Source organism: Gracilibacillus orientalis (assembly GCF_900114645.1).
GTDB lineage: Bacteria > Bacillota > Bacilli > Bacillales > Amphibacillaceae > Gracilibacillus > Gracilibacillus orientalis.
This window is the reverse complement of sequence record NZ_FOTR01000006.1, coordinates 48,986-71,850: the sequence shown is the minus strand read 5'-3', so window position 1 is coordinate 71,850 and position 22,865 is coordinate 48,986. Positions and strand designations below refer to the sequence as shown.

Here is a 22,865-nt window from a genome sequence, read left to right as displayed (position 1 = left end):
TAATCATAATATGTGAAAGGATTCACTTACACTAACGGGTGCGATTGTTTAATAAAGCAGTCGCTTTCTTGTACTAACGAAGCAGTTTAGTATAACAAGACACCTAATAAAAAAATCATAGAACCTTACTTAATTAATTTGAAGGAGCATTATAATGGATATTTCATTATCACCTGTTCCATATGAAGATAAATCCGTTCTAAGTAATTTAATTCAGTTTTATCGTTATGATAGCAGTGAATTTGATGGTCACGTAATAAGTCAACACGGCTTATATTTATATAAATTTCTAGACCACCAATGGACTGAGGAATACCGTCACCCTTTTATTGTAAAAGTTGATGGGGAAATTGCAAGTTTCGTATTAGTTATTCTCGATGTCCCTAACGGTGTTTGAATAGGTAATCCTTAGTTACTAATAAGAACTAAGGAGAGTTGATTATTATGAATCTAGGAGAGCAAGTATTATCAGATTTAGTGGCTGCTTTAAAAGATTTGTATCCTAATATTGAAGTGGAAAATACAAAGAATAAATTATCTACTGTTCTATCAGAGTATTATATTCAAAGAGTTGATACATCCTGACCTTGAGGATAAAATACAATTGTTCATCTCGGCAAAAAAACTAGACGGTTTAAGTTCTATTACTCTAGACAACTACCTCATGGAATTAAGTATGTTTGCTGATATCGTAAAAAAGAAGGCTGAGGACATAGCTACAGCAGATGTTAGAATGTACTTAAGTCAAGATGGGACATTAAAAATGAGCACAATTAGAAAGAAATTATCTATTTTAAAAAGTTTTTTTAGTTGGTTAGTTTCAGAAGAATATATTAAACGTGAACCAACTGCCAAATTAAAAGCTCCAAAAGATGAATACCGACTTCCTAAAGCCCCATCAATTGAAGAACTGGAAATATTAAGAGAAGCCTGTGAAACAATTAGACAACGTGCTTTTCTTGAAGTATTGTATGCAACTGGCTGTCGTTTATCTGAAGTTCATGGATTAAATAAAGCTGATATCAATCAACAGAATATGAGCACATTAGTTATAGGTAAAGGTGATAAACAAAGGGAAGTCTATTTTTCAATTAGAGCAATGTATCATTTAGATAAATATTTAAAAGAACGAAAAGATGATTGTGAAGTGTTGATGATTACAGAGAGAAAACCTTATAGAAGGTTTTCTAAACGAGGAATACAAAGAGAAATAGGAATAATCACTCAAAGGGCAGGCCTACAAGACAAAGTAAGTCCGCATGTTTTTAAACATACTTTTGCAACATTAACATTAAATAATGGAGCTGAGCTCGTATCTATTCAAGAGCTACTAGGTCACAGTTCACCAGATACCACACTAAAGTATGCCAAAATTACTCATGAACGGAAACGTGAACAGCATAAAAGATATCTAATTCAATAAAATGTGATTGTCATTAGACTCTTACTATCCAGGAAAGACATATTAACCATAGTGTTTAATGCACTAAAGGAACATGGTTCGAGAGTTTACTTTATAAGACTTTAGGTGCTGATCATAGGTATATGTAAGCAGTCATTTATAGTTAACTGAGTATTGCGGACAGTTTGAGCCAGTAACTGCGGCAAGGAGAGCCACGATTGTTTTTTCTGCCATAATTAGCGCTGATACTATTCTCCGCCACCATTGACTCAACTTTTGTCCGTGTTGAGGAATAATCGCAGGTCTGTCATAAATAATGCCAAATAGGCACACCTGCTCAAATATGATAACACGGACAAACCGATTCGGGCCCCGACCCCTTCCACCAAATGCAAAGAATTGGGCGTTACAGTCAATGGCAAGCAGCCTTCGCTGTGGCTCTGACGCTCTTCTTTAAAGAGCGGGTACCATTTTAGTGGCTCTCATGTCCGCATATGGTGGCTCTATTTTTTGCAATCGGTGGCTCAAAACTATGCATAAGTGGCTCTTTTCATCCGCAATAATCAGTTAACCACCATTTCAGGATTCCAGATAATCTTGACAGACATAATACATGCGTCCATTGTAAGGTATAGGAGGATTGGAAAAATGGATATTGAAGAAATATTTACTGTACATGTTCAAATAGAGAATACGATCAAACTAAATAATAATGATGGAGATTCAGTAATAATGATTTCTTTTAAAGGTCATGTAACGGGTAATTATTTTAAAGGAGAGATCCTTGACGGAGGCGTGGATACGCAAATCATTGGAAGGTTTAGTGATCGACATACGTTATCAGCTAGGTATATGCTTTAAGGGAAGGATTATACAGGGGAACTTTGCAAAATTTATATTGAGAATAACGGTAATGTAAACAACAAGTTGATAAATGCATTATTTAGATCATATCCAAAAGTCATTACGAATAGTAAGGCATTAGCTTTTTTGAATGATGACATTTTAGTTGCAGAAGGTCTACCAACAGCGTCTGGTTTAGATATTAAAATATATAAAATAAAATAAAGTTCAGATTATTTTATCCAATGGGGTTAACCGGATATGTAATTTGAATTTCCTAAGACATGGAGGTATAAAAATGAGCAGTTATCAAAAAGAAATGGTGAAGATTAAACATCATGAGAGGGAAATTCATGGTGTCTCTTACATGCCTAATAGTAAGAGAAAGTGCCCTGTCGTAATCTTCAGCCACGGTTTTAATGGAACAAATGTAGATTTTGCTATGAATAGTGACTATTTAGCAAAAAATGACGTGGGCGCAATTTGCTTCGACTTTTGTGGCGGCTCCATAAATTCAAAGAGTGACCTTAAGACTGATGAAATGTCTATATTTACAGAAAAAGAAGATCTGTCTGCTGTTGTTGAAACCATAAAAAATTGGGGAAATGTTGATCCTGATAATATCTTTTTATTTGGAGGAAGTCAGGGGGGATTAGTATCAGGATTAGTAGCCGATGAATATATAGAGGACATTAAAGGACTCTTATTGCTATTTCCAGCGCTGGGTATTGCAGATGACTGGAATAAAAGGTTTCCAACACTTGACAGCATCCCTGATACACATGAGTTATGGGGAGTTCGATTAGGTAGAATATATTTTGAATCGATTCATGACTATGATGTCTTCGACCATATTGGGCAATTCAATAAAAATGTTCTAATTTTTCATGGAGATCAGGATGAAATTGTAACACTTGAATATGGGAAGAGGGCAGAAATGTTATATCCACACGCTAGAATTGAAGTGTTTCCAGGAGAAGGTCATGGTTTTTCAGAAGCTGGTAATAAAAAAGTCGCTGAGATGACATATGAATTTGTAAAAGCAAATATCTAACATCTTGGCAGGAGCAGAGGCAGGACCAGGGGGACAGGTTCTCCGTCCCACAATTTCAGATTTTTTCCTACTTACCTTGCATGAATCATTCTTACTTATGTATCTTTCACATTTTTAAAACAAAGGAATGGGGACAAAGAACCTGTCCCCGTGGAACCAGAGACGATTGCATTCTAAGTGATCGTCTTTTCGTATTTGACACATTCTGCGCAGCAACGATTATTATTATTGTGTTAAATAAGAACAACGATTTGTTATTTTTTCTTATAATTTTATTGTGAAGATTGGTGGTATTGTGAAGTTGTTCACTTAAACTAACGAGCAGGTTAGTTTAAGTAGGTGAGGGTTCTGTAGTAAAATTATACAAGAACATCACAGGGGAGATATTAAATGATTAAAGGAATATATGAATTTATAAGTGAAGCACAGTTAAAAAAGTATGCAGAACTTGCTGTACGAGCTGGTGTAAATCTGCAAAAAAATCAATTATTGATTATTCATAGTGATATACAAAATGCTACGTTTGCACGTCTAATCCAAATGGTAGCCTATGAGGCAGGAGCTTCAAATGTATTTATAGATTGGACAGATGAACAGTCTACCAAAGAATTTTACTTAAATGCAGCAGATAGTGTCATCGATCACTTTCCTGATTGGCAGGCTGCCCGTTTTAAGGAGTGGGACGATGCAGGTGCTGCTTACATCCATATTATTTCTGAAAACTTAGATGTCTTTAAGGAGGTTTCTACAGAAAGGATAAGTCGTTTCCAAAAAGCTTCTCGTACCAAATTGAGGGATTATTATGCGAAAATTAGATCCCACGAGGTACGCTGGTGTCTTCTAGCTGTCCCGTACGTTGTATGGGCAACTAAAGTATTTCCCAACCTAAGTAAAGAAGAAGCTTTACAATCATTATGGAAATTAATTTTAAAAGGATCTCGGGCAGATGGGAAAAATCTTATAAAAGATTGGGAGAGTCACAGTAGAGCCTTCGAGTCTCGAAAAAAAATCCTAAACGAGAGCCAATTTGAAGCCCTGCGTTTTACAAATAGCCGTGGAACTGATTTATTAGTTGGTCTACCTAAAAATCATCTCTATATCGGTGGGGGTGTCATAGATAAAAATGGAATACCTTTCTTTCCGAACATTCCTACGGAAGAAATATTTACTGCTCCCCATAAAAATAAGGTGAATGGCAAATTGGTAGGTACTAAACCTCTTATCTATGGGGGAAGTGTCATCGATGAATTTTATCTAATTTTTAAAGATGGACGGATTACCGACTATTATGCCGCAAAGGGACAAGAAGTGTTACAAAATCTCATCGAAACAGACGAAGGTTCACATTATCTAGGTGAAATTGCCTTGGTCTCTAATAAATCTCCTCTTGCTCAGGCAGATACTCTTTTTTACAATACCTTGTTTGATGAAAATACGGCCTGTCATATTGGAATCGGAAATGCATCTCCCTCCAATATTCAAAATGGCATTGACCGATCTGAGGAAGAGTTGAAGGCAGCGGGTCTGAATACTTCACTTTTGTTAGTCAATGTGACTTTTGGTACCGAAGATATGAAAGTAGTGGGTATTAAAGAAGGTGGAACTGAAGTCCTGCTAATGAAGGATGGAGGTTTCCAATTCTAAATCGTCTACAACTTAAAAACAGAGAAAATTGATTTCTAGTGGATTATACTTAGTGCTAGTTATAGTGAAAACAAACTGGGCAGCATTCCTAAGGTTATTGGTACTTGTTCGTTTGTAGATTGGTCAAATGAACATAAAAAAGCAGAAATAGGATATGTGTTAAATAAAAATTACTGGGGTAATGGATTTGCGTCTGAAGCAATCAAAGAAGTAATTAAATTCGGATTTGAGAGTGTTCATCTAAACCGTATAGAAGGTGGATGCGATACTGACAATATTGGTTCTGGAAAGGTTATGTTAAAAGCAGGTTTTGAATACGAAGGTACTTTAAGAAAAAATGAATTCATTAAAGGTGAATTTCGTGATACTAAGGTGTTTTCTATTTTAAAGATGAATTTTTATTAAAGTAAATGGTGCTTTAACGAAAGAAGGAGTTGCCAGGGTGACAGCTCCTATTAGTTATTAACCATTGTGTTAGAAGAGTTGAATAAATTCGTAAACGATTATGATCATACTTTTTCATAAAAATTTGCATAAAACATCACATAGATTGAATACATTTTGATCAATTTTTATTCAAAGTGAATTCTTCTTAGTTATTATAAATTGTAGGTTTGTAAGGCGATTCTATCAATTTTTATTATAAAGCTACAATGGTTGGAGTGAAACCGTTACTATTGATCCTTATTGGTTTAGTGCAATGGACGATTGATTACAAATGTCATTATTTTTCACTTGAAAACATTTTATAATAATACAAATACTTTAGGAGAGGTTAACATGATTAATGATGAAAAATAGATACCGATGGATTGTATACAGTGGATTCATATTAATCTTTATTGCAGCAGCCTGGGTTATGATTCAAAATGAAGGGCTGATCGAATTCAGTGCAGATTATGGTATAATGACTCCTTTTTGGAATAACTGGATTATTTCGGGAGTGTTGCTTTTATTGATTCTATTGTTACCTGGAAGTTTTTCAGACAACAATCCATTCACCAAAGGGGATAAAAAAGTGCTGGTTAGGCAATCCACCATATTAACCACACTTGCCCTTCTCCTTTTCATCGGTTTACTTTTGGTGCCAGAAGATGATTTATCTATATATTTCCCTATCTTTAAAATTTTACTGCTGCTTATCGGGCCGGTTATGATGTTCAGCATTTATAAACAAAAACGGTCAAAAAATAATATTTTATCAATCCACTCCTATTTAAAAGATAACCAATGGCTTTACCCCTCAATTGTCACAGTCGTTTGGATTATTCTATATTTCTTCAGTCCCTTGGCCAATCCTGAAGTTCCTGAATATGAGATGGATTTGATTGTATTGATTATAGGTGCATCGTTTTCCTTTTTGATGAACAGTGTATTGGAAGAGCTATTTTACAGAGTTTGGCTGCAGACAAGACTTGAGGCATTGCTCGGTACATGGCCTGCAATCATGGCGTCTTCCTTGCTCTGGGCAATTTGGCATATGGCAATCCAGGGTGGGGACTCAGCAGATATTGCATTTTCAAATGTAATCGTCAACCAGGGGGTTATGGGATTATTTTTAGGATTCTTATGGGCGAAGTACAGAAATGTATGGGTACTCATCATCATTCACGGTTTAATAAATTTTCCGATGCAGATTGTAGCCGGATTGTTTTAAGTTAATAAATATGATGATGAGTTGGAAATAATAAAACCTTTTTGTTCTATAGAAATAAATTTGTTTACTTTAGTATAAATTTCAATAATGAAACGATTGTCACTGTGCCGCAAACGTGAATTTGTTCATCAGTCGGGCCAAATTGTTGAATAATTTATGTTAAAATTAAATCAATAAAAGTGAGAGAAGAGAGGGTGAGGGAGCTTAGATATGGAAATTGTTCGTATTTTACTACCGCTTGTACTGGTTTGCGGGATTGCAGTATTTGTAGTTATGAGAATGATACACAAAACTAAGAAGGGCACTCTTGGTAAGAAAAAATCAAAAAGTGCCCAAAATTTATTAGACAGTTTAATACCTATCGGAATGGTGATTGGTTGTGTAGTTGCTATACTTCTTAGCATATTTTTCCCCATCTCCTTACCATCAATATTTAGTTTGGGAGCTGGAATAGGTTTATTATTTGGATATTTTGCTTATGAAGTTTATAGCAAGAACAAGAAAGTTAGTCATTCATAGATAGATATCTTCCAGAAAAGGGCGTAGCTGCGTAATAAATTAGTTCATCAGTCGGGCCAGATGATTGAATTGGAGGAGAAGAAATGACAAGAGCAACTTCTGATACAATTAGTTGATTGTGAATACTGTACTTAAACTAACGGGTAGCGATTGTTTAATAAAGCAGTCGCTTTCTTGTACTAACGAAGCAGGTTTGTTCAATAAGAAATCACAAAAGGAAGAGCATTTACTGTGAAATAAAATTAGATGTATTAATGTCTAATAAAAAAGTAATGCAAAAATTGAGATGAAGCACATTAGTATTATTACAGGACATAAATAAAATATATGGAGGTATAGTTATGTGGGTAATATTAGGGGTTATTGCTATAGTAGCAACTTTTATAAATCTTTATATGTATAAAGCAGGAAAGGATTATAAGCTTGCTATGGCGATGGGATTATCATTTACAGCATTAACACTTTGTGCAGAATACAGTCTTGTATCTCGGTGGGTAAAAGTGGAAGATTGGGCAGCTTTAGCGGATGTAGTACCTGGTATGGAAAGGGCATTATGGTTTTTGACAATTGTTTCTATCTTACTAAATATAGCACCTATACTTTTAGAACTAAAAGGTAAGAAATAATTACTTATTGTCACATTATTTATATAATATGCAATTAATGTGTAAGTCTTTATGTATAACTAACGGGTGCGTATCTTCAATAAGCAGATACGCTTTTTCACTACTGAAGCAGGTTAGTTCAAAATACAAAGTACGTTTTCATTTAAAATCTTGACCTTTTATTATCCATAATTTAGAGTGAAACTTAATAATTAGAGTGCGATGAAGAAGAAGAGTAAACTTTTAAGAACGCTTCAGAGAGCTGATGATCAGTGCGGGACTATTGTTGAATGGGCTTCGGAGCTACTAGACTGAATTAATAGTAGGTTTAGCGGATGGTCTTACCGTTAAAAGAGACTAAGTATTGAAACAACTATAATGTTCTGTACGGATAAGTGCGTTTACTTATGTGAACGCGAATTAAGGTGGCACCACGGGTTACTCGTCCTTTTATTTTGGGATGGGTAGCCCTTTTTATATTGTATTTTATTTTTGTGAGGGAGGTTTATTTATGACTAAAACTATATTAACTGGAATAAAACCAACAAGGCAAATTCATCTAGGGAATTATATTGGAGCGATAAAGCCAGCATTAGATCTAGCTAAGATAGAGGATTATAGATCAGCATATTTTGTTGCAGATTATCATGGTCTTACAAAAATCCATAATGCTGAGGAATTTAGACATTTATCATACGGAATAGCAGCAACATGGTTAGCATTGGGACTTGATCCTGACATGGTAATCTTTTATAGACAATCTGATGTGCCAGATATTTTTGAATTAAATTGGATTTTGAGTTGTTTTACATCCAAGGGTTTAATGAATAGGGCTCATGCCTATAAAGCGCTTATCGATAGTAATAAAAAATCAGAGAAAGACATAGATTTTTGTGTTAATATGGGGTTGTTTAACTACCCAGTTCTAATGGCTGCCGATATTTTGATGTTTAAAACTGAAGTGGTTCCTGTTGGAAAAGACCAAGTTCAGCATGTCGAAATTACCAGGGACATTGCTGAAAGTTTTAATAATACCTACGGTGAGACATTTTTGTTACCAGAGTACAAAATCCAAGAAAATACAGCTGTATTGCCTGGATTAGATGGTCGGAAAATGAGTAAAAGTTATAATAATACAATCCCACTTTTTGAAGATCCTAAAAAGTTACAAAAGCTTATAAACAAGATCAAAACAGATTCATTACTGCCAGAAGCACCAAAAGATCCCGATAGATCTACTATCTTTATGTTTATAAAGAATTTGCTTCTGATATTGAAGTTGAAAAGATGAAAGAGCAATATCTTCAAGGTATTGGCTGGGGGATGCGGAAAAGGATTTGTTTAACGTGATGAATAGATTTATCGAAGAACCGCGAGAAAAATATAATGAACTAATGTCCTCTCCAGATAAAATAGATGAAATCCTTAGAGAAGGAGCAGAAAAAGCAAGGTCCATCACTTCACCATTTTTAAATGAGATTAAGCGTAAAATCGGTATTTATGTATAAATCAATAAGAGACATTGTGAAGCATTGTATTTAAACAAACGGGTGCAATAGTTGAACAAGAAGTTTGTAGGAAAACTCCTTTTTTTATTGTGCTAACTTGTAGGTTAGTTTAAGTCGGAGTTTTTGACAAAAGGGTTAGTAATGGTTATGATTCAACTATTCAATAAAACACTTGAATAGGTGGCGAATTAAAATGTTTAATGAGAGAAATTTAAAAGATTTGCTGTATCAAGAGTTTGCAAGAATAGGTAAAAGTCTTTCGAGTCCGAAACGCTTGGAGATTCTTGATATTTTATCTCAAGGTCCAAAGTCAGTGGAAGCATTATCGAAAGCAACTACTATGTCTGTGGCAAATGTATCTCAGCATCTACAAACCCTTTCTAATTCAAGATTGGTAAAGTTTCAGAAGAAAGGGAATTATGTGATTTACGAATTAGCAGATGCAGTCATTTCGGACTTTATAAATTCCTTGCATACATTGTCAGAAAAACAGTTTGTACAGGTTCAACAAATAAAACAAGAATTCTTAAATGCCAATCTTGGTATGGATGGGGTTTCACTTTCAGAACTTAAAGATCGGATGGAAAAAGGTGAAGTTTTATTGTTAGATGTTCGACCGAAAGAAGAATATGAAAGAGCTCATATTCCGGGTGCTGTTTCTATGCCAATTGAGGAATTAAGGGAAAAACTCACTTCTTTGCCAACCAATTGTGAAGTTGTTGCCTATTGTAGAGGACCATACTGTCTGATGTCGGTAGAAGCAGTAGAGCTTTTAAAAACTAAAGGTATAAATGCCTTTCGTTTAGACAAAAGCGTTCAAGATTGGAATCAATTTGAAGACCAATTAAATTAAATGAGGATTAATCACTTTAGAAACAAAGGATTAGATAAAGTTTCGAATGTTTTTTGCTAATACTACTTTAACAAAAATCATAAAAATTCATTGTTAAAGAACAGATGAATAAATTTGAGGAATTAAATGTAGAATTACTAGCCTGTGGAATGTGCTCAACAATCTTCACGATGCATGTTGTGTAGAGCTTGTAGAATGGGCTGATAATCTCTTCTTAAGAGTAAATATAGGGAAGAAGGAGTTTAATATGTCTGATGAATCAAATGATGTGGCACAAGGATATATAGATAATCCAGAAAAACAAAAACAATTATATAAACGTACATTAATCATTGTCGTTATTTCTCAAATGTTTGGCGGGGCAGGACTAGCTGCTGGAATAACTGTTGGAGCGTTGCTTGCGGAACAAATGCTTGGAACAAACGCATTCGCAGGTCTTCCAGCTGCTTTATTTACTTTAGGATCAGCAGGGGCTGCATTAATAGTAGGAAGGCTTTCTAATCGTTTTGGAAGACGGATGGGTCTTGCAACAGGTTTTATTACAGGTGGACTTGGAGCATTAGGTGTTGTCTTTGCTGCTATCATAAATAGTGTGTTTTTATTATTTGCTGCCCTACTTGTATATGGAGCAGGCACTGCAACTAATTTACAAGCCCGTTATGCGGGTACGGACTTAGCGACTAACAAACAGCGAGCCACTGCAGTAAGTATAGCAATGGTTTCCACCACATTTGGTGCAGTTGCAGGTCCCAACTTAGTGGGTCTTATGGGGGAATTCGCTCTTTCTATTGGCGTACCAGAGTTAGCAGGTCCTTTTATTTTATCCGCAACAGCATTCATATTAGCAGGTCTGGTGTTATTTACTTTTTTACGTCCTGACCCATTCATTATAGCGTTAAAAATAAATGCGAATAAGCAAAGAACAAAAATTAACGGGGAACCGGAGAAGAATCAAAATAATAAAAAAGGAATTACAGTTGGTGCTACCATTATGGTACTTACCCAAATAGTGATGCTTGCTATTATGACAATGACACCCGTTCATATGGGAAATCACGGTCACAGTTTAAGTGCCATCGGACTTGTTATCGGCTTTCATATAGGTTCCATGTACCTCCCATCACTCTTCACGGGTATTCTTGTTGATAAGATTGGTCGATTCGCCATGGCGATGACTTCTGGAGTTATATTGCTCCTTTCGGGTGTCATAGCAGCAATTGCACCGAGTAATTCTGTATTTCTTCTGGTTGTCGCTCTTTCTTTACTTGGAATAGGGTGGAATTTTGGCTTGATAAGTGGTACAGCTCTCATTGTTGATTCAACAGAACCTTCAACACGTGCAAAAACTCAAGGAACAATGGATGTTTTTATAGCGTTAGCAGGAGCTTCAGGTAGTGCCTTATCAGGAATGGTTGTTGCCGGAACAAGTTACGACACGTTATCACTTGCAGGAGGGATTTTGTCCTTAATACTCATTCCAGTCGTGATATGGGCTCGTAGTAGTAAAGATTGATGAACTAATAGAATTCATTTGTTCAACAAAAGGAATGCTTTAGTTAAACAAGAGCTATAACATTAAACAGAAATTTTTGTTGCACATTTTTATATTGGAATATTATGTTAATATTGTGAAAGAAGATATTGTGCTACCGAAGCAGGATTGTTGAATAAGAGATACGTTGATTTTAAAGGTGGGAATCATTTTGGATATCAAAAAGTTTATTATAAGTTTTGGGGCAGGTATCATTGCTTGTATGTTAGTGGTTTATTTCATTTTTGATTATTTTTCTTTGTCGTTAATTGGTGGAATAGTAACTGGCATAGCCATATTTGCACTAATAATGAGTATGTTGATAAAAAAAGGAAAATAAAATTATTACAGGACCTTTTTTATTGAAGTGAAAAAAATTTAACGTGAGGAGATGAATCATTGATCAGTTTATTGGACAATATATTCCAAATATCAGCAATAATACTAATCCTATGTTCTTTCTATTATTATAGGCAGTTTAAAAAAATTAAGAGGAAAAGAAAACTAACTTTAAATGAACTTTCAATTTATATTATAACTCAAATTGCAATGTATCTTTGTGCAGGTAGTTATCTTCTTCTGTTTTTGGATAGGAATTTTGGATAGCGTATCTTCAATAAGAAGATACGCTTTTTCACTATTGTAGCAGGTTAGCGGAAGAAAATAGAGTATAAATAACATGAACTACGAAAGGAATTTAGTAAGCAGAGATTTATATCGTTTAATGTTTTAGGTGAAAATCATGCTTTATTTAACGCTGATATTAAGGTGAAATCAAAACTTTAAAAGTACTTTGTATGTTAAAGTTTCATATAAACAGTGCTTTATGATGATTTAAAAAAGGAGTGAGGATATGTGTTTAAGCAACCATGTCATTCTTGTCACTGGGGCTAATCGAGGACAGGGAAAAGCTATTGCTCAGCACCTTGCCACATTGGGGGCTATAGTAGCAATTGGTGCTCGAAACTATGACGAGGCTAAAGTAGTGGCTAGGATGATTGGAGAAGACCACGCTATTCCAGTTCAATTAGATGTCACAAAAGAATTAGAGTGGAAATCAGCGGTTGATATGGTCATAAATAAATTCGGTAAGCTTGATGTGTTAGTGAATAATGCTGGAGCTCTAAAACGCAAACCATTTACAGAGACAACCCTAGATGATTATCAAGAGTTGATCAATATCAATCAACTTGGTGTTTTTATGGGGATGCAAGCAGTTATTTCACAAATGGAAAAGCAGCAAAAAGGCTCCATAATAAACAATGTTTCGATTTCTGCATTTGCTCCAATTAGCCAATCCTCTGTTTATGCTGCGACAAAAGCGTCTGTGGTTGCAATGTCCAAAGCTGCAGCTATTGAATTAGGACCAAAAGGAATTCGAGTAAACATGGTCCATCCAGGTGGAGTCGAAACAGGAATGGCTACTCAAGGCAAACATGTTCCTGCTTATTACGATTCAGTACCTTTAGGACGTATTGGACAACCAATTGAAATTGCTCGAGCTGTAGCGTTCCTTGCCTCTGATGAAAGCTCGTATTGTACGGGTACAGAAATTGTTGTAGACGGTGGAATGACACTGGGTACTTCAGATGAGTAAATAAAACCTTAGTAGAATATATTAAAAGATATGAATTGGTCCACGTAATTAAACTAACAGAAGCACACATCTCTTATTGCACTCTATGGTGCAGTACTCTAAAAGAGCAATGCAGATAAACTTGCGTTGCTCTTCGTTATTCTAAAAATATTTTCTATAAAATTCCTGCATTGATATGTGGTGGTTTTTGTTTGCAATCGGTCCAGATTGTAGAATAATGCCTAACTCCAATACCTCATATTGAATAGGGGTCTCACAAGTCATGTGATGCACCATGTTTTTGTCGGGAATGGTTTTTATTTTTTACTTTATGCGATCCTGCTAATGGTTCACCGTAGGGCTGTTGTACGCTTTTGGGTAAATTAGGTTGTTCCTGCTGTTTCGGTCCTTTACGATTTTTGGTCATATTTATTCATCCTCCATGATTTATTTATCGTGTTTGAGCATACTTAATAAAGGAGTTTTCATCTTCAATTAAGCCACACACACCACATTGTATTCTCTTGTCAGGGCCGTTGTAGGCGACATGAAAGGCTTCTAACGGTTCCTGCTCGTAATTATTGATTACTTCACCAGTAGCTGTGTTTAATTTTACTGGTTTGGCTACTTGTTCAATTACATTAAAACGTGAACGGTTTGTTTTACATTTAGGGCACTGGTAAGGCTGATTCAAGTAAAACCCCTCCATGGTAACTTTGTTATTTGTAGGAGTATTGCTACAAAAGTTTGAACGATACTTACCTTTTATTTTCTCTGACTCCTGCTAAATTATACGAAGGCCTTAAACTGTTTGATGATACAGCTTGCTCAAACTCGTGAATTCAGTCGAGCGTTTGCAAGCTTCAGTTGAGGCATAGTCATAGTGAACTGTGTTAAAAAAGGACAATAGGGAAAGTGAATTATTTTGAATTAACTAATTTCCCTTTGAATAGGATTTTCTTTGACACAGTCAGATTTAATTGGCGACTAAACTTCTGCAGTTGTCGCTCCTCACTCTCCGTGATAATGGCTACAACGGTTCCTGAGTCAGACCCCAATCGCCCAATTCTCCCTGAGCGATGAACAAATTGTGTCGTATCTTTCGGCAAGTCCATATGAATAACATGGGTTAAATCAGGGATATCTAAGCCTCTTGCAGCAACATCTGAAGCTAGTAGTAGTTCAGATTTTCCTTCGCGGAATTCTTTAATTGCCTTAGCGCGCTCTTGCTTTTTGGAGTCACTATGTAAAACTCCTGCATTGATTCCCATATAATCTAGTTTTTCTGCCAGTACCGAAAGCGTTGTAATGTCTTTGACGAAAACAAGTGCTTTCATTTCATGATTTCGTACGAGCCTTCTTAGTGATTCAATCTTATCTCTCGCTTCACAAACAAGATACATATACTCCACATTAGGTCGATCATCATCTTTTTTACCTACTCGAATTACTTCTGGACTGTGCATTATTTCTTCTGCCTTTGATTGTACTGTCTCAGGTAGAGTTGCCGAAAAGACGAGCACTTGCCGATTACTCAACGTAGTTTTCACGATTTTTTCGATAGTAGATATATGTTCGGGTACTAACAATTGATCTGCTTCATCCAATACAATCGTTTTTACTTGATGCATTTTTAATTTTTTCTGGTTAATTAGTTCGTTCATTCTTCCTTGTGTTCCAATTACGATTTGCGGTTTCTTTTTCAACTTTTCAATTTGTCGTTTTACGTTTGCTCCACCAATCAGTGTAGCACTTCCAATTCCACTATCCGCTGACCACTCCTGAACTTCTTGATTTATTTGCATCACTAGTTCATGGGATGATGCTAAGATAACAACTTGCGTATTTTTTTGAGTTGGGTCGATTTGTTGCAAAAGTGGTAAAAGGTAAGCAAGCGTTTTACCGCTGCCCGTTGGTGACTCAGCAATGATATCTTTTCCTTCGATTATAAAACGAGCCGTATGTAGTTGAATGGCTGTTAGCTTTTCGAATCCGGATTTATCCCATGTGGTTTGAAGAAACGGTTTCAGGTCAGGTAATACTTCATTTAATGATTGAGTTTTATTCATTTTTAATGCTCCTTTTTCGTACATCTTTATTCAGAATAATGCGGAATACTATATACGTCAACATGTACCATTATTTTGTGATAAATCAAATCGATTATGTGCTCTCATAAGTTGGGGAGAGATTACACATAAAATTTTTTCCTTCGTTATAAACTAAATGTATGTTCAGGAGGTGTAGAATATGGACAATCAAGAATTTGAGAAGATATTTAAAGATTATAAACAGCAGAGTGAGGAACAAGCTGAGCAGGAAATGCCAGCAGTAGGAGAGCTTGGAAAAGAACAAATTGTTGCTGTTCGAAAAAATGATGACGGCGATATTATTGCATTTAAAACGAATAGCGGCAGAGAGTTAGACTACGTCACCGCAATTGATGAAGCAAAAGCAGGAAAACTTGAGCATGTCGATGTATTTCATAAGTATGGTCGAGATATTATCCGTAGTGAACCTGACGGTATTAAAGAAAATAATCTAGATCAATTAGATACTTTTTAATGGCATTGATAAAGAAACATAAGGGAAAAGTATACCAAATTGCATAGTGTGATTGGTATGCTTTTTTCGTGGGTGTATCTCGCAAGTTCACCGTGATTCCTTTATCTCAGTTGATTCGCTCCAATCGCTATGTTTTTAAACGGGCCTCTACGCTTTTCTTAATTAGTTAGTTTTACTACTGTTTGTGAATAGTATATAATGGGAAACCAAAGAAAAATAGATAGGAAGTGCCTATGAATAAAAGCAAAAAGAACGGATATAAACCGGGAAAAATACGCAATCAATCGAAAAAAACATACAGGAAAAAGCGCTCCGCACTGACTAATCAAAAGGGCGACAAATTCCAAGGTAAGCCTTCGACAACAAATAAGCGTCGAGATAATAAGAACTCTGTAACCGCAGAGGTGACCTGCACAGGCCTGACCAATAAGGGGAAAGGCATCGTTCAGTGGAAAGGAAAGCAGCTAGAGGTAGAGCATCTATTGCCAGGTGAAACGGCTGAAATTACTTTGACCACTAGTGGTCGATATGTTAATACGGAATTGAAGCGGGTAATCACCTCGTCTAAAGACCGGATCAAGCCATTATGCTCCTATTACTATGAATGCGGGGGATGTCAGCTGCAGCATATGAATGAGCAGGCACAAAAGCGTTTTAAGCAGGAAACAATAGACGAATTGATGAAACCATTCGGTAAACCAGAACCCATTTTAACCATGGATCATCCGTATGATTACCGGAACAAGAGCCATACAACATTTGGTCTGAATAAGGAACGGCAGATTATTGGGGGGCTATACGCTCAGAATAGTCATCAGCTTATCTCGATGGATCGGTGTCTCATTCACGATCCGAAAGCGGATGAGATCTGGCAAACGATTAAGGACATGATGAAGTCCTTTAAAATGCAGCCATATAATGAAGATACTGGACGAGGTTTCTTGCGTCACGTATTGGTGAAGGTCGGAAAGGTCAGTGGTGAGATCATGGTGGTGCTAGTTGTAGCTTCACCTATTTTTAAAGGTAAGAATAATTTCGTGAAAGCTCTCAGGAAGGCTCACCCAGAGATTACAACCATCCTCATGAACGTGAATAACCGGAATACGAGCATGATTCTAGGTAGTCAGGAGAAAGTGTTGTTTGGTAAAGGGACTATAACAGACACCCTTTGTGGAATGAAGTTTGATATTTCCGCGAAATCCTTCTATCAGATTAATCCAGTCCAGACGGAAAAGTTATATGCAAAAGCCATTGAAATGGCCCAGTTGACTGGAAGTGAAACCGTAATTGATGCGTATTGTGGGATCGGTACAATTGGTCTGATTGCTAGTCAAAAGGCTGGCAAAGTCATTGGAGTAGAGTTGAATAAGGATGCTGTCCGAGACGCAATTCGCAATTCAAAGCGCAACGGTGTGAAGAATGCCCGTTTCTATCAAGGAGATTCCGGGGAAGTCATGATGGAGATGGCAGCACGTGGTGAGAAAGCAGATGTAGTAATTATGGATCCACCAAGAAGCGGAAGTGATGAAGCGTTCTTGTCTAGTGTAGTGAAGCTTAAGCCAGAGCGTGTAGTTTATGTATCCTGCAATCCGGTGACGCAGGTTCGGGATATGAGATATTTAGTAAAGAACGGATATAAGGTAAAAGGGATTCAGCCTGTGGATATGTTTCCACAGACGGTACATGTAGAAAACGTAGCGGAGATAGTGTTGAAGTGAAAAGCAGGAACTTGACAGGTTCCTGCTTTTTAAGTATAAGCAAAATTTTGATCGGTATGAAATCAGTGCATTACAATCCTTGCGAGATAGGCTCCGTTGTAAGGAACTATGGGTAGAAATGTACCTTTTCTCTGTATGCTGGTCCTGTATGTTTAAATTCTTTTACTAAATCTTTTAACGTTTGTTCGCTTACAACAGGATACCTCTTTTATAATTCCATCAGGATTGCTCAAAGCTTGTTCACAACTTCTCGAAAACCAAAATAATTACGTATTTCTGTTCGATGATAGCTGATAGTTCTTCCAGTCCAATTATACTGTTCAAAAACATCCGAATTCCCAAATAACTGTTTTGCCAAATAGTGAATTAATGATTTAGGTATCTCATTTTTGTGATATGGAAATCTTGCTTCACATTGAAAAAATTTAAACAATACAGCAAACCCTAGTTTTGTATCTCCTCTTTTCGTTTGGATTAGTTTTAATTCATCAGGCATTTAGGTGAAGTAATCAATTAACTCGTCCAATTCCCAATTTCTTTTCAAGACATCTCCTCCTAAAAAATTCCTATAATGGTGAGTATCGGAACTATTAATAAAATACAGTATATCTAAGTTGACTATATCAAACAATAATCTATTAAATCCCCATGAAGCTCCTTTCTCAAAAAGGATATCGGAACTTATAGACTATTCCAGATATTTGTGTTACGATTTACATAAGTGTTAAACATTACCAAATACTTTTACAACAAAATAAAAATTACTAGGGGTGCTTTTGTGTTAAAAGCTGAGAAATGACTAAAAGTCTTTAACTCTTTGAACCTGATCTGGTTTATACCAGCGTAGGGAAGTGTGAAGCGTTAATAAATAAATTTATTTTATTAAAATGCTATCGTTAATAAAAACCACTTCCGAAAATGAAGTGGTTTTTAATTTTTTATTAGGAATGATAAGGAATGAGTCAAAGTAAAAAAATGTTTCTAGCCGGTCCCTTTAAAAGTTTGGTTGATTCAAAAACTGGAATAATTTCATTAACACAGGCAGTAAAGATAGGATTCAGCGAATTATGAAAGAGATTTATCGGGTACTAAAACCTGATTCACCTTTTGTTATTTTAGACACGAACCATGACTCAACAGGTATCGAGTTTTCTACTATGAGAAATGGCATACCAGGAAAAAAGTATACTTATGGAGAATCCCGACAAGAATGGTTACACATACAGAATCAAGAGGATCTTATATTACATGATTTCCACTGGCCAATGTCAATGTATCAAGAACTTCTTAAGGAAGTAGGTTTTCGGGAAATCGAACAACTAGAACCAACTTTACGAGATATTCCTGATGAGGAATTAAAAATAATTGAACAAAAACACGAATTTAACCAATGGAAAAATGAATGGAACTATCCGCCCTTTGTTATTTATCGATCGATAAAACCAACACAGGAGTAAATTCCTTTGGTAGTATTATAGTTTTATATTAGCTGGAACTGGTCGTTATGAGGTTTCATTAGCTATACAAAGGAGAGAATATTATGCTAGTTGATAACTTTGATGTATTTTTGTTTGATTTAGATGGAGTGATTTATATAGGACCTGAACCACTTCCAGAAGCAGTAGAATCGCTCAAACGTCTTCGGCAAAATAAAAAAAATATTCGGTTTTTAACAAATGATCCATGTACAACACGTAAAAAAACGGCAAGTCGGTTAAATAGTCTTGGAATAGAAGCAAACAGCGAAGAAGTGATTACATCAGGTTGGGCAACTGCCCAATATTTACAGAAAGAAAAGATCAGAACTGCAGTTGTTTTAGGTGATGAAAATTTAAAATGGGAATGTCAACAGGTAGGTATTAATACCAACAATCAGAACGACGTTGAAGCCGTTGTTGTCGGGTGGAACAATGATGTGTCTTTTCATGACATCCAGAAAGCAGTGAAATTAATTCATAAAGGAGTCAAATTTGTTGCGACAAATGCTGATAGAACGTTTCCGACTCCAGAAGGACCTTTACCTGCTGTTGGAGCTATGGTAGAAGCAATTCAAGTATCAACAGAGAAGAGACCTATCATTGTAGGAAAACCATCCCCTTATATGTTTAAAAAAGCGCTTGAAGATTTTTCCCAGTCCTCTAGAATAGTAATGGTAGGTGATAATCCGTATACGGATATTTTAGGAGCACATCGGGTAGGAATACCAGCCGTTTTAGTATCGGACCAAAAGACAAAAAAATTTCCATCTGCTAGAGATTTTCGTAATCCAGATGCTACGATACCGAATTTAAAGGGTTTATTTGATAGTAATACTAGAATTAAAAAATGGATTTCCCCTTCCTTTTCATGGCCTGATCATATTAATGCAGGGGTAGCAGGCATTATATTTGATAAGACTCAGCGCGTTCTCCTAATGAAGCGTGCAGATAACGGCTTATGGGTTATTCCTTCGGGCCATGTTGAACCGGGAGAAACTGTAGAAGAGGCAATCATCAGAGAGATTAGTGAAGAAACTGGTTTGATAGTAAAAGTTAATCGGTTAATCGGAGTTTATTCTGATCCTGTTTCCCAAGTATTTTCATATCCAAACGGGAAAGTAAGTCACTTTATTACAACTTGTTTCGAATGTGAAGTTGTGGGAGGAACTCTAATTAGGGAAAATGAAGAAACATTAGATGTGAATTACTTTGATCTTAATCATTTACCGGAAAATCTCTTACGTATGCATCCAAGATGGCTTAAAGATGCATTAGAAAAAGAACAAATTTCTTATATCCGTTAAAAAGACATAAAACCTTCTGAAAAAAGGGTCTTACTAAAAAAGAAATGGAAAATGACTTGAGGTTAAAACTTCGAGTCATTTTCCGTTTTACGTAACATGATGTTAAATAACGATAGTAATTCTAAAAATATATATCTTTTTCCATTTTTTCACTCTCTATTGCGGATGGCGGCAGTTACGCTATTACTCCCCCTTATAAGTCGAAGAGGTTACACCATATAAAAGGAAAAATAACGAATATAAACAATCTGCAAATGCATATCAATACTGGTGAAGAGACACAGTATATCAACACACATGATATTATACAAATTAATTAGAAAGAGGTAATAAGTCAGTTGTTAAAAATCATGCAATCGGGTATAATATAAATAGAAAGTCATATCATAATAAAAACCGCAGACGCTCCAACGTCTACGGTTACAATAGACCGAACCCCATCAAGAGGGGCTAGGCAGACTTAGGAAAATAATCCCTTAGCGCCCGTCAAAGCACATGAGGGGTTATTTTTTGTTGTTTTTTTCGGACATGATAAACGCTACCAGCACGCCAAACGATAGCATGAGCGTTAATGCGTTTTCTATATCCATGAGCAACACCTCCCTCCCGGGAAGTCTCCCAACGAGACTAACGGCAGGGACAACTGGTGCTACCTAAATCCCTCCTGTGAAACCGATCTATTGTTGCATCTATTATATCATATATGTAAGTTTAGTAGACTTGTTCGACATTATTTTTGAACTATATTCATTCTGATAGTCTTTATTCATTGTACCATTTAAAACCTTTTTCCTCTGCTTCATCAGGCATTTTTAGATCAAATTGATAGTACATTTCACCATACATTTTTTTGCATCTTCTTTTGATAATCCTAATTCTTTACATGCCATCAACATAGCTACTTCTCACCAAGAAAAAAAGAACTTAGCGAATATAAAGGCATTTATAATCATTAAAGTCACTATATACCTGAATCACCTTTATGTTACAAATAAAAACAGCTGTGTTATAACACTATCAAGTGACAATAACACGGCTGAACCTTTTAGACTTTTAGGAAGACCACATATTAAATATAACGGTAAGAATATAAATTTCTCTACTTCATTATGGCATGAAAAAATATCTGATAAGAAGTTTACAATGATATTTAAGGTCTATCCAAATACTAAAATACCTAATAACGGTAGTTTAGAAATGGTTTTCAATCAGGTAATGAACACAAAAGGAAATTGGGAATTTAAAATGCCAGTTAAGGAAGTGAACAATAAAGTAATTAAATTTAATGATGTAGTAAAAAAAGACGGAGATTTAGAACTCGAGCTTCATCATATAAAATGGAACGCTGCAGAGGTTTCAGTGAATTTTAAGTTGAAACAAAATTTATCCAATAGAGCCAGAGAAAACTTAGCATTTAATTTAATTATGGACGATGGCGATTCTTTAGAAACCTATACTGGTGTCGATTCCGGGATTTCAAGGATTAATCAAAAGAATAATACTGTAACAACAGAATACTTTTACAAATTTGCATTACCGAAAAAAGGAACAAAAAAAGTTACTTTAAGTTCTCATCTAGATACAGAACAGGATAAATCTCTTAAAAAGTCATCTAAGTTGTTAGACCCTAATAATTTACCTATATCCTTAAGTCAAGGAGAAATTGGAAATCTAATAATTACGGATGTAGAATATAAAGAGGATAAGACGTTTGTTACCTACGAGGACCAAATAAAATATCCTATTTCCCAAGTGTATCCCGGTAATAACATTTGGTTAGAAAATTCTTCTCATAAAAATGTTTCATCCGGATATATCGTTCGTAATCTGTTAGGTAATGTAAAACCAATTGGTTTGGAAAATACTTACCTTGCTGAATTTCCGATTACAAAAGAAGGAGAAAATCCATTAAGAGTGGCAGCCTGGCTCTATCCATATCCTAAGATGTTGAATAATCTTGAGATAAAGATTCCGCTAGATGTATAACTGTAAACTATTAACAATAGAAACTACCACATGAGTAAAAATGATATGCTCCCTTCTAAGTAGACAGATAAAAAATAAACTCTGTTACTTTGAGGGGAGTTATTTTTATGCCAAGAAAGAATTATACTATTGAATTTAAACAAATGGTATTAGATGCATATAAACATAAAAGTTTTAGCTTAAGAGGTATTTATCAAAAGTATGTATATCATACAACGCTCATAGATTGGAAGAAATCCGTAGTCAAATATGGATGGAAAGTATTAAAGAAAACCTCATAGATAAAGAAAATGAACGGTGCGTGCGGAAAAAGTTTTTTGAAAAAAGTTAGAGGAGATCGAAAGGGGACGGTCGTAAGCTGAGTTCGTTTAGAACACCATTATATAGCGATTCAACAACTTCATGCAGAAAAGGTTTTTCTATTGTATTGTGTGTGAAATAGCAGAGGTAGCATGTACTTCCTATTATAAACATCCCCTACAACAGAAGACCAACGAAATGAACAATTCTAGAGCAAATACAAAACCTCCACGAACAAGTGAATGGGAATTATGGATCTCGTAGAATGCAACTGAACAAAAATCATATATTTTGTTTCGCAATCGGTTCAGACAGTAGAAAA

24 protein-coding genes, 1 pseudogene, 1 riboswitch and 1 other annotated feature are annotated in these 22,865 nt (G+C 35.6%); of the genes and pseudogenes, 21 read left to right on the top strand and 4 right to left on the bottom strand.

All coding sequences use genetic code 11. From position 1 onward, the window contains the following. Nucleotides 1–154 precede the first annotated feature (154 nt). From BM121_RS12100 to BM121_RS12035, 15 genes and pseudogenes are all read left to right on the top strand, one after another. The gene (locus BM121_RS12100) at nucleotides 155–397 is read left to right on the top strand and encodes a hypothetical protein (RefSeq protein ID WP_245780798.1); all 243 of its coding nucleotides are present in this window, start codon (nucleotides 155–157) and stop codon (nucleotides 395–397) included. 47 nt (nucleotides 398–444) lie between these two features. Further along, nucleotides 445–585, top strand: coding sequence for a hypothetical protein (locus tag BM121_RS22455; RefSeq protein ID WP_245780797.1), 141 nt, complete (start codon nucleotides 445–447; stop codon nucleotides 583–585). After that, on the top strand, nucleotides 572–1,423 hold the full coding sequence (locus BM121_RS12095) for a tyrosine-type recombinase/integrase (protein ID WP_342714474.1): 852 nt from the start codon (nucleotides 572–574) through the stop codon (nucleotides 1,421–1,423). Before BM121_RS22455 ends, BM121_RS12095 begins: the two co-directional genes overlap by 14 nt. A 627-nt stretch (nucleotides 1,424–2,050) precedes the next feature. Continuing rightward, the gene (locus tag BM121_RS22450) at nucleotides 2,051–2,263 is read left to right on the top strand and encodes a DUF3237 family protein (RefSeq protein ID WP_245780795.1); all 213 of its coding nucleotides are present in this window, start codon (nucleotides 2,051–2,053) and stop codon (nucleotides 2,261–2,263) included. Nucleotides 2,264–2,543: 280 nt separating this feature from the next. After that, complete coding sequence (locus tag BM121_RS12085; protein WP_091483901.1) at nucleotides 2,544–3,299, top strand: alpha/beta hydrolase family protein; 756 nt, start codon at nucleotides 2,544–2,546, stop codon at nucleotides 3,297–3,299. Nucleotides 3,300–3,689: 390 nt separating this feature from the next. Further along, on the top strand, nucleotides 3,690–4,943 hold the full coding sequence (locus BM121_RS12080) for an aminopeptidase (RefSeq protein WP_091483900.1): 1,254 nt from the start codon (nucleotides 3,690–3,692) through the stop codon (nucleotides 4,941–4,943). Between the two features lie 42 nt (nucleotides 4,944–4,985). Beyond that, nucleotides 4,986–5,348, top strand: a complete 363-nt coding sequence (locus BM121_RS12075; RefSeq protein ID WP_342714478.1) for a GNAT family N-acetyltransferase — start codon at nucleotides 4,986–4,988, stop codon at nucleotides 5,346–5,348. 454 nt (nucleotides 5,349–5,802) lie between these two features. Beyond that, nucleotides 5,803–6,600: a CPBP family intramembrane glutamic endopeptidase gene (locus BM121_RS12070; RefSeq protein WP_217649317.1), complete on the top strand. Its 798-nt coding sequence runs from the start codon at nucleotides 5,803–5,805 to the stop codon at nucleotides 6,598–6,600. Nucleotides 6,601–6,810: 210 nt separating this feature from the next. Further along, the gene (locus tag BM121_RS12065) at nucleotides 6,811–7,119 is read left to right on the top strand and encodes a hypothetical protein (RefSeq protein WP_091483897.1); all 309 of its coding nucleotides are present in this window, start codon (nucleotides 6,811–6,813) and stop codon (nucleotides 7,117–7,119) included. A 341-nt stretch (nucleotides 7,120–7,460) separates the two neighbouring features. Continuing rightward, on the top strand, nucleotides 7,461–7,745 hold the full coding sequence (locus BM121_RS12060) for a hypothetical protein (RefSeq protein WP_091483896.1): 285 nt from the start codon (nucleotides 7,461–7,463) through the stop codon (nucleotides 7,743–7,745). 192 nt (nucleotides 7,746–7,937) lie between these two features. Continuing rightward, nucleotides 7,938–8,177: a binding site (T-box leader), on the top strand. A 58-nt stretch (nucleotides 8,178–8,235) separates the two neighbouring features. Next, a pseudogene (locus tag BM121_RS12055) lies at nucleotides 8,236–9,232 on the top strand (tryptophan--tRNA ligase). Between the two features lie 193 nt (nucleotides 9,233–9,425). Beyond that, a complete protein-coding gene (locus tag BM121_RS12050; protein WP_091483895.1) occupies nucleotides 9,426–10,085 on the top strand; it encodes an ArsR/SmtB family transcription factor in 660 nt (219 codons plus the stop codon). A 247-nt stretch (nucleotides 10,086–10,332) separates the two neighbouring features. Beyond that, entirely contained in the window at nucleotides 10,333–11,598 is a 1,266-nt protein-coding gene (locus BM121_RS12045; protein WP_091483894.1) for an MFS transporter, read from the top strand. A gap of 190 nt (nucleotides 11,599–11,788) precedes the next feature. Beyond that, nucleotides 11,789–11,956 (top strand): hypothetical protein, encoded by a 168-nt coding sequence (locus BM121_RS22080; protein ID WP_175495418.1) that lies wholly within the window; start codon nucleotides 11,789–11,791, stop codon nucleotides 11,954–11,956. Between the two features lie 513 nt (nucleotides 11,957–12,469). Continuing rightward, complete coding sequence (locus BM121_RS12035) at nucleotides 12,470–13,213, top strand: SDR family NAD(P)-dependent oxidoreductase (protein ID WP_091483892.1); 744 nt, start codon at nucleotides 12,470–12,472, stop codon at nucleotides 13,211–13,213. A 253-nt stretch (nucleotides 13,214–13,466) separates the two neighbouring features. Here the strand turns inward: BM121_RS12035 and BM121_RS12030 are convergent, their stop codons facing one another. The 3 genes from BM121_RS12030 to BM121_RS12020 form a co-directional block, all read right to left on the bottom strand. Next, entirely contained in the window at nucleotides 13,467–13,619 is a 153-nt protein-coding gene (locus BM121_RS12030) for a small acid-soluble spore protein P (RefSeq protein WP_091483891.1), read from the bottom strand. A gap of 24 nt (nucleotides 13,620–13,643) precedes the next feature. Continuing rightward, nucleotides 13,644–13,886, bottom strand: coding sequence for a DNA alkylation repair protein (locus tag BM121_RS12025; RefSeq protein ID WP_091483890.1), 243 nt, complete (start codon nucleotides 13,884–13,886; stop codon nucleotides 13,644–13,646). A 226-nt stretch (nucleotides 13,887–14,112) separates the two neighbouring features. After that, entirely contained in the window at nucleotides 14,113–15,261 is a 1,149-nt protein-coding gene (locus tag BM121_RS12020) for a DEAD/DEAH box helicase (protein WP_091483889.1), read from the bottom strand. Nucleotides 15,262–15,442: 181 nt separating this feature from the next. On the opposite strand from BM121_RS12020, the gene BM121_RS12015 reads away from it, so the two are divergent. After that, nucleotides 15,443–15,757, top strand: a complete 315-nt coding sequence (locus BM121_RS12015) for a DUF3892 domain-containing protein (protein WP_091483888.1) — start codon at nucleotides 15,443–15,445, stop codon at nucleotides 15,755–15,757. Between the two features lie 233 nt (nucleotides 15,758–15,990). Further along, nucleotides 15,991–17,475 (top strand): 23S rRNA (uracil(1939)-C(5))-methyltransferase RlmD, encoded by a 1,485-nt coding sequence (gene rlmD / locus BM121_RS12010; protein ID WP_091483887.1) that lies wholly within the window; start codon nucleotides 15,991–15,993, stop codon nucleotides 17,473–17,475. Between the two features lie 229 nt (nucleotides 17,476–17,704). Here rlmD and BM121_RS12005 read toward each other — a convergent pair whose 3' ends face one another. Beyond that, on the bottom strand, nucleotides 17,705–17,971 hold the full coding sequence (locus BM121_RS12005; protein ID WP_217649316.1) for a DUF4158 domain-containing protein: 267 nt from the start codon (nucleotides 17,969–17,971) through the stop codon (nucleotides 17,705–17,707). 260 nt (nucleotides 17,972–18,231) lie between these two features. Then, a riboswitch (TPP riboswitch) is annotated at nucleotides 18,232–18,342 on the top strand. Between the two features lie 200 nt (nucleotides 18,343–18,542). Here BM121_RS12005 and BM121_RS12000 point away from each other — a divergent pair. From BM121_RS12000 to BM121_RS22075, 4 genes are all read left to right on the top strand, one after another. Further along, nucleotides 18,543–18,932 (top strand): class I SAM-dependent methyltransferase, encoded by a 390-nt coding sequence (locus BM121_RS12000; RefSeq protein ID WP_091483886.1) that lies wholly within the window; start codon nucleotides 18,543–18,545, stop codon nucleotides 18,930–18,932. Nucleotides 18,933–19,015: 83 nt separating this feature from the next. Continuing rightward, complete coding sequence (locus BM121_RS11995) at nucleotides 19,016–20,257, top strand: HAD-IIA family hydrolase (protein WP_091483885.1); 1,242 nt, start codon at nucleotides 19,016–19,018, stop codon at nucleotides 20,255–20,257. Nucleotides 20,258–21,079: 822 nt separating this feature from the next. After that, the gene (locus tag BM121_RS11990) at nucleotides 21,080–22,243 is read left to right on the top strand and encodes a hypothetical protein (RefSeq protein ID WP_139220266.1); all 1,164 of its coding nucleotides are present in this window, start codon (nucleotides 21,080–21,082) and stop codon (nucleotides 22,241–22,243) included. 107 nt (nucleotides 22,244–22,350) lie between these two features. Then, the gene (locus tag BM121_RS22075; RefSeq protein ID WP_175495417.1) at nucleotides 22,351–22,524 is read left to right on the top strand and encodes a hypothetical protein; all 174 of its coding nucleotides are present in this window, start codon (nucleotides 22,351–22,353) and stop codon (nucleotides 22,522–22,524) included. Nucleotides 22,525–22,865 lie beyond the last annotated feature (341 nt).

Excerpts from the sequence above, each read along its gene's own strand:
- BM121_RS12100 (WP_245780798.1), top strand. The coding sequence starts at position 155 with ATGGATATTTCATTATCACCTGTTCCATATGAAGATAAATCCGTTCTA.
- BM121_RS22455 (WP_245780797.1), top strand. The coding sequence starts at position 445 with ATGAATCTAGGAGAGCAAGTATTATCAGATTTAGTGGCTGCTTTAAAA.
- BM121_RS22450 (WP_245780795.1), top strand. The coding sequence starts at position 2,051 with ATGGATATTGAAGAAATATTTACTGTACATGTTCAAATAGAGAATACG.
- BM121_RS12085 (WP_091483901.1), top strand. The coding sequence starts at position 2,544 with ATGAGCAGTTATCAAAAAGAAATGGTGAAGATTAAACATCATGAGAGG.
- BM121_RS12080 (WP_091483900.1), top strand. The coding sequence starts at position 3,690 with ATGATTAAAGGAATATATGAATTTATAAGTGAAGCACAGTTAAAAAAG.
- BM121_RS12070 (WP_217649317.1), top strand. The coding sequence starts at position 5,803 with ATGATTCAAAATGAAGGGCTGATCGAATTCAGTGCAGATTATGGTATA.
- BM121_RS12065 (WP_091483897.1), top strand. The coding sequence starts at position 6,811 with ATGGAAATTGTTCGTATTTTACTACCGCTTGTACTGGTTTGCGGGATT.
- BM121_RS12060 (WP_091483896.1), top strand. The coding sequence starts at position 7,461 with ATGTGGGTAATATTAGGGGTTATTGCTATAGTAGCAACTTTTATAAAT.
- BM121_RS12050 (WP_091483895.1), top strand. The coding sequence starts at position 9,426 with ATGTTTAATGAGAGAAATTTAAAAGATTTGCTGTATCAAGAGTTTGCA.
- BM121_RS12045 (WP_091483894.1), top strand. The coding sequence starts at position 10,333 with ATGTCTGATGAATCAAATGATGTGGCACAAGGATATATAGATAATCCA.
- BM121_RS12035 (WP_091483892.1), top strand. The coding sequence starts at position 12,470 with ATGTGTTTAAGCAACCATGTCATTCTTGTCACTGGGGCTAATCGAGGA.
- BM121_RS12030 (WP_091483891.1), bottom strand. The coding sequence starts at position 13,619 with ATGACCAAAAATCGTAAAGGACCGAAACAGCAGGAACAACCTAATTTA.
- BM121_RS12020 (WP_091483889.1), bottom strand. The coding sequence starts at position 15,261 with ATGAATAAAACTCAATCATTAAATGAAGTATTACCTGACCTGAAACCG.
- BM121_RS12015 (WP_091483888.1), top strand. The coding sequence starts at position 15,443 with ATGGACAATCAAGAATTTGAGAAGATATTTAAAGATTATAAACAGCAG.
- rlmD (WP_091483887.1), top strand. The coding sequence starts at position 15,991 with ATGAATAAAAGCAAAAAGAACGGATATAAACCGGGAAAAATACGCAAT.
- BM121_RS12005 (WP_217649316.1), bottom strand. The coding sequence starts at position 17,971 with ATGCCTGATGAATTAAAACTAATCCAAACGAAAAGAGGAGATACAAAA.
- BM121_RS12000 (WP_091483886.1), top strand. The coding sequence starts at position 18,543 with ATGAAAGAGATTTATCGGGTACTAAAACCTGATTCACCTTTTGTTATT.
- BM121_RS11995 (WP_091483885.1), top strand. The coding sequence starts at position 19,016 with ATGCTAGTTGATAACTTTGATGTATTTTTGTTTGATTTAGATGGAGTG.
- BM121_RS22075 (WP_175495417.1), top strand. The coding sequence starts at position 22,351 with ATGCCAAGAAAGAATTATACTATTGAATTTAAACAAATGGTATTAGAT.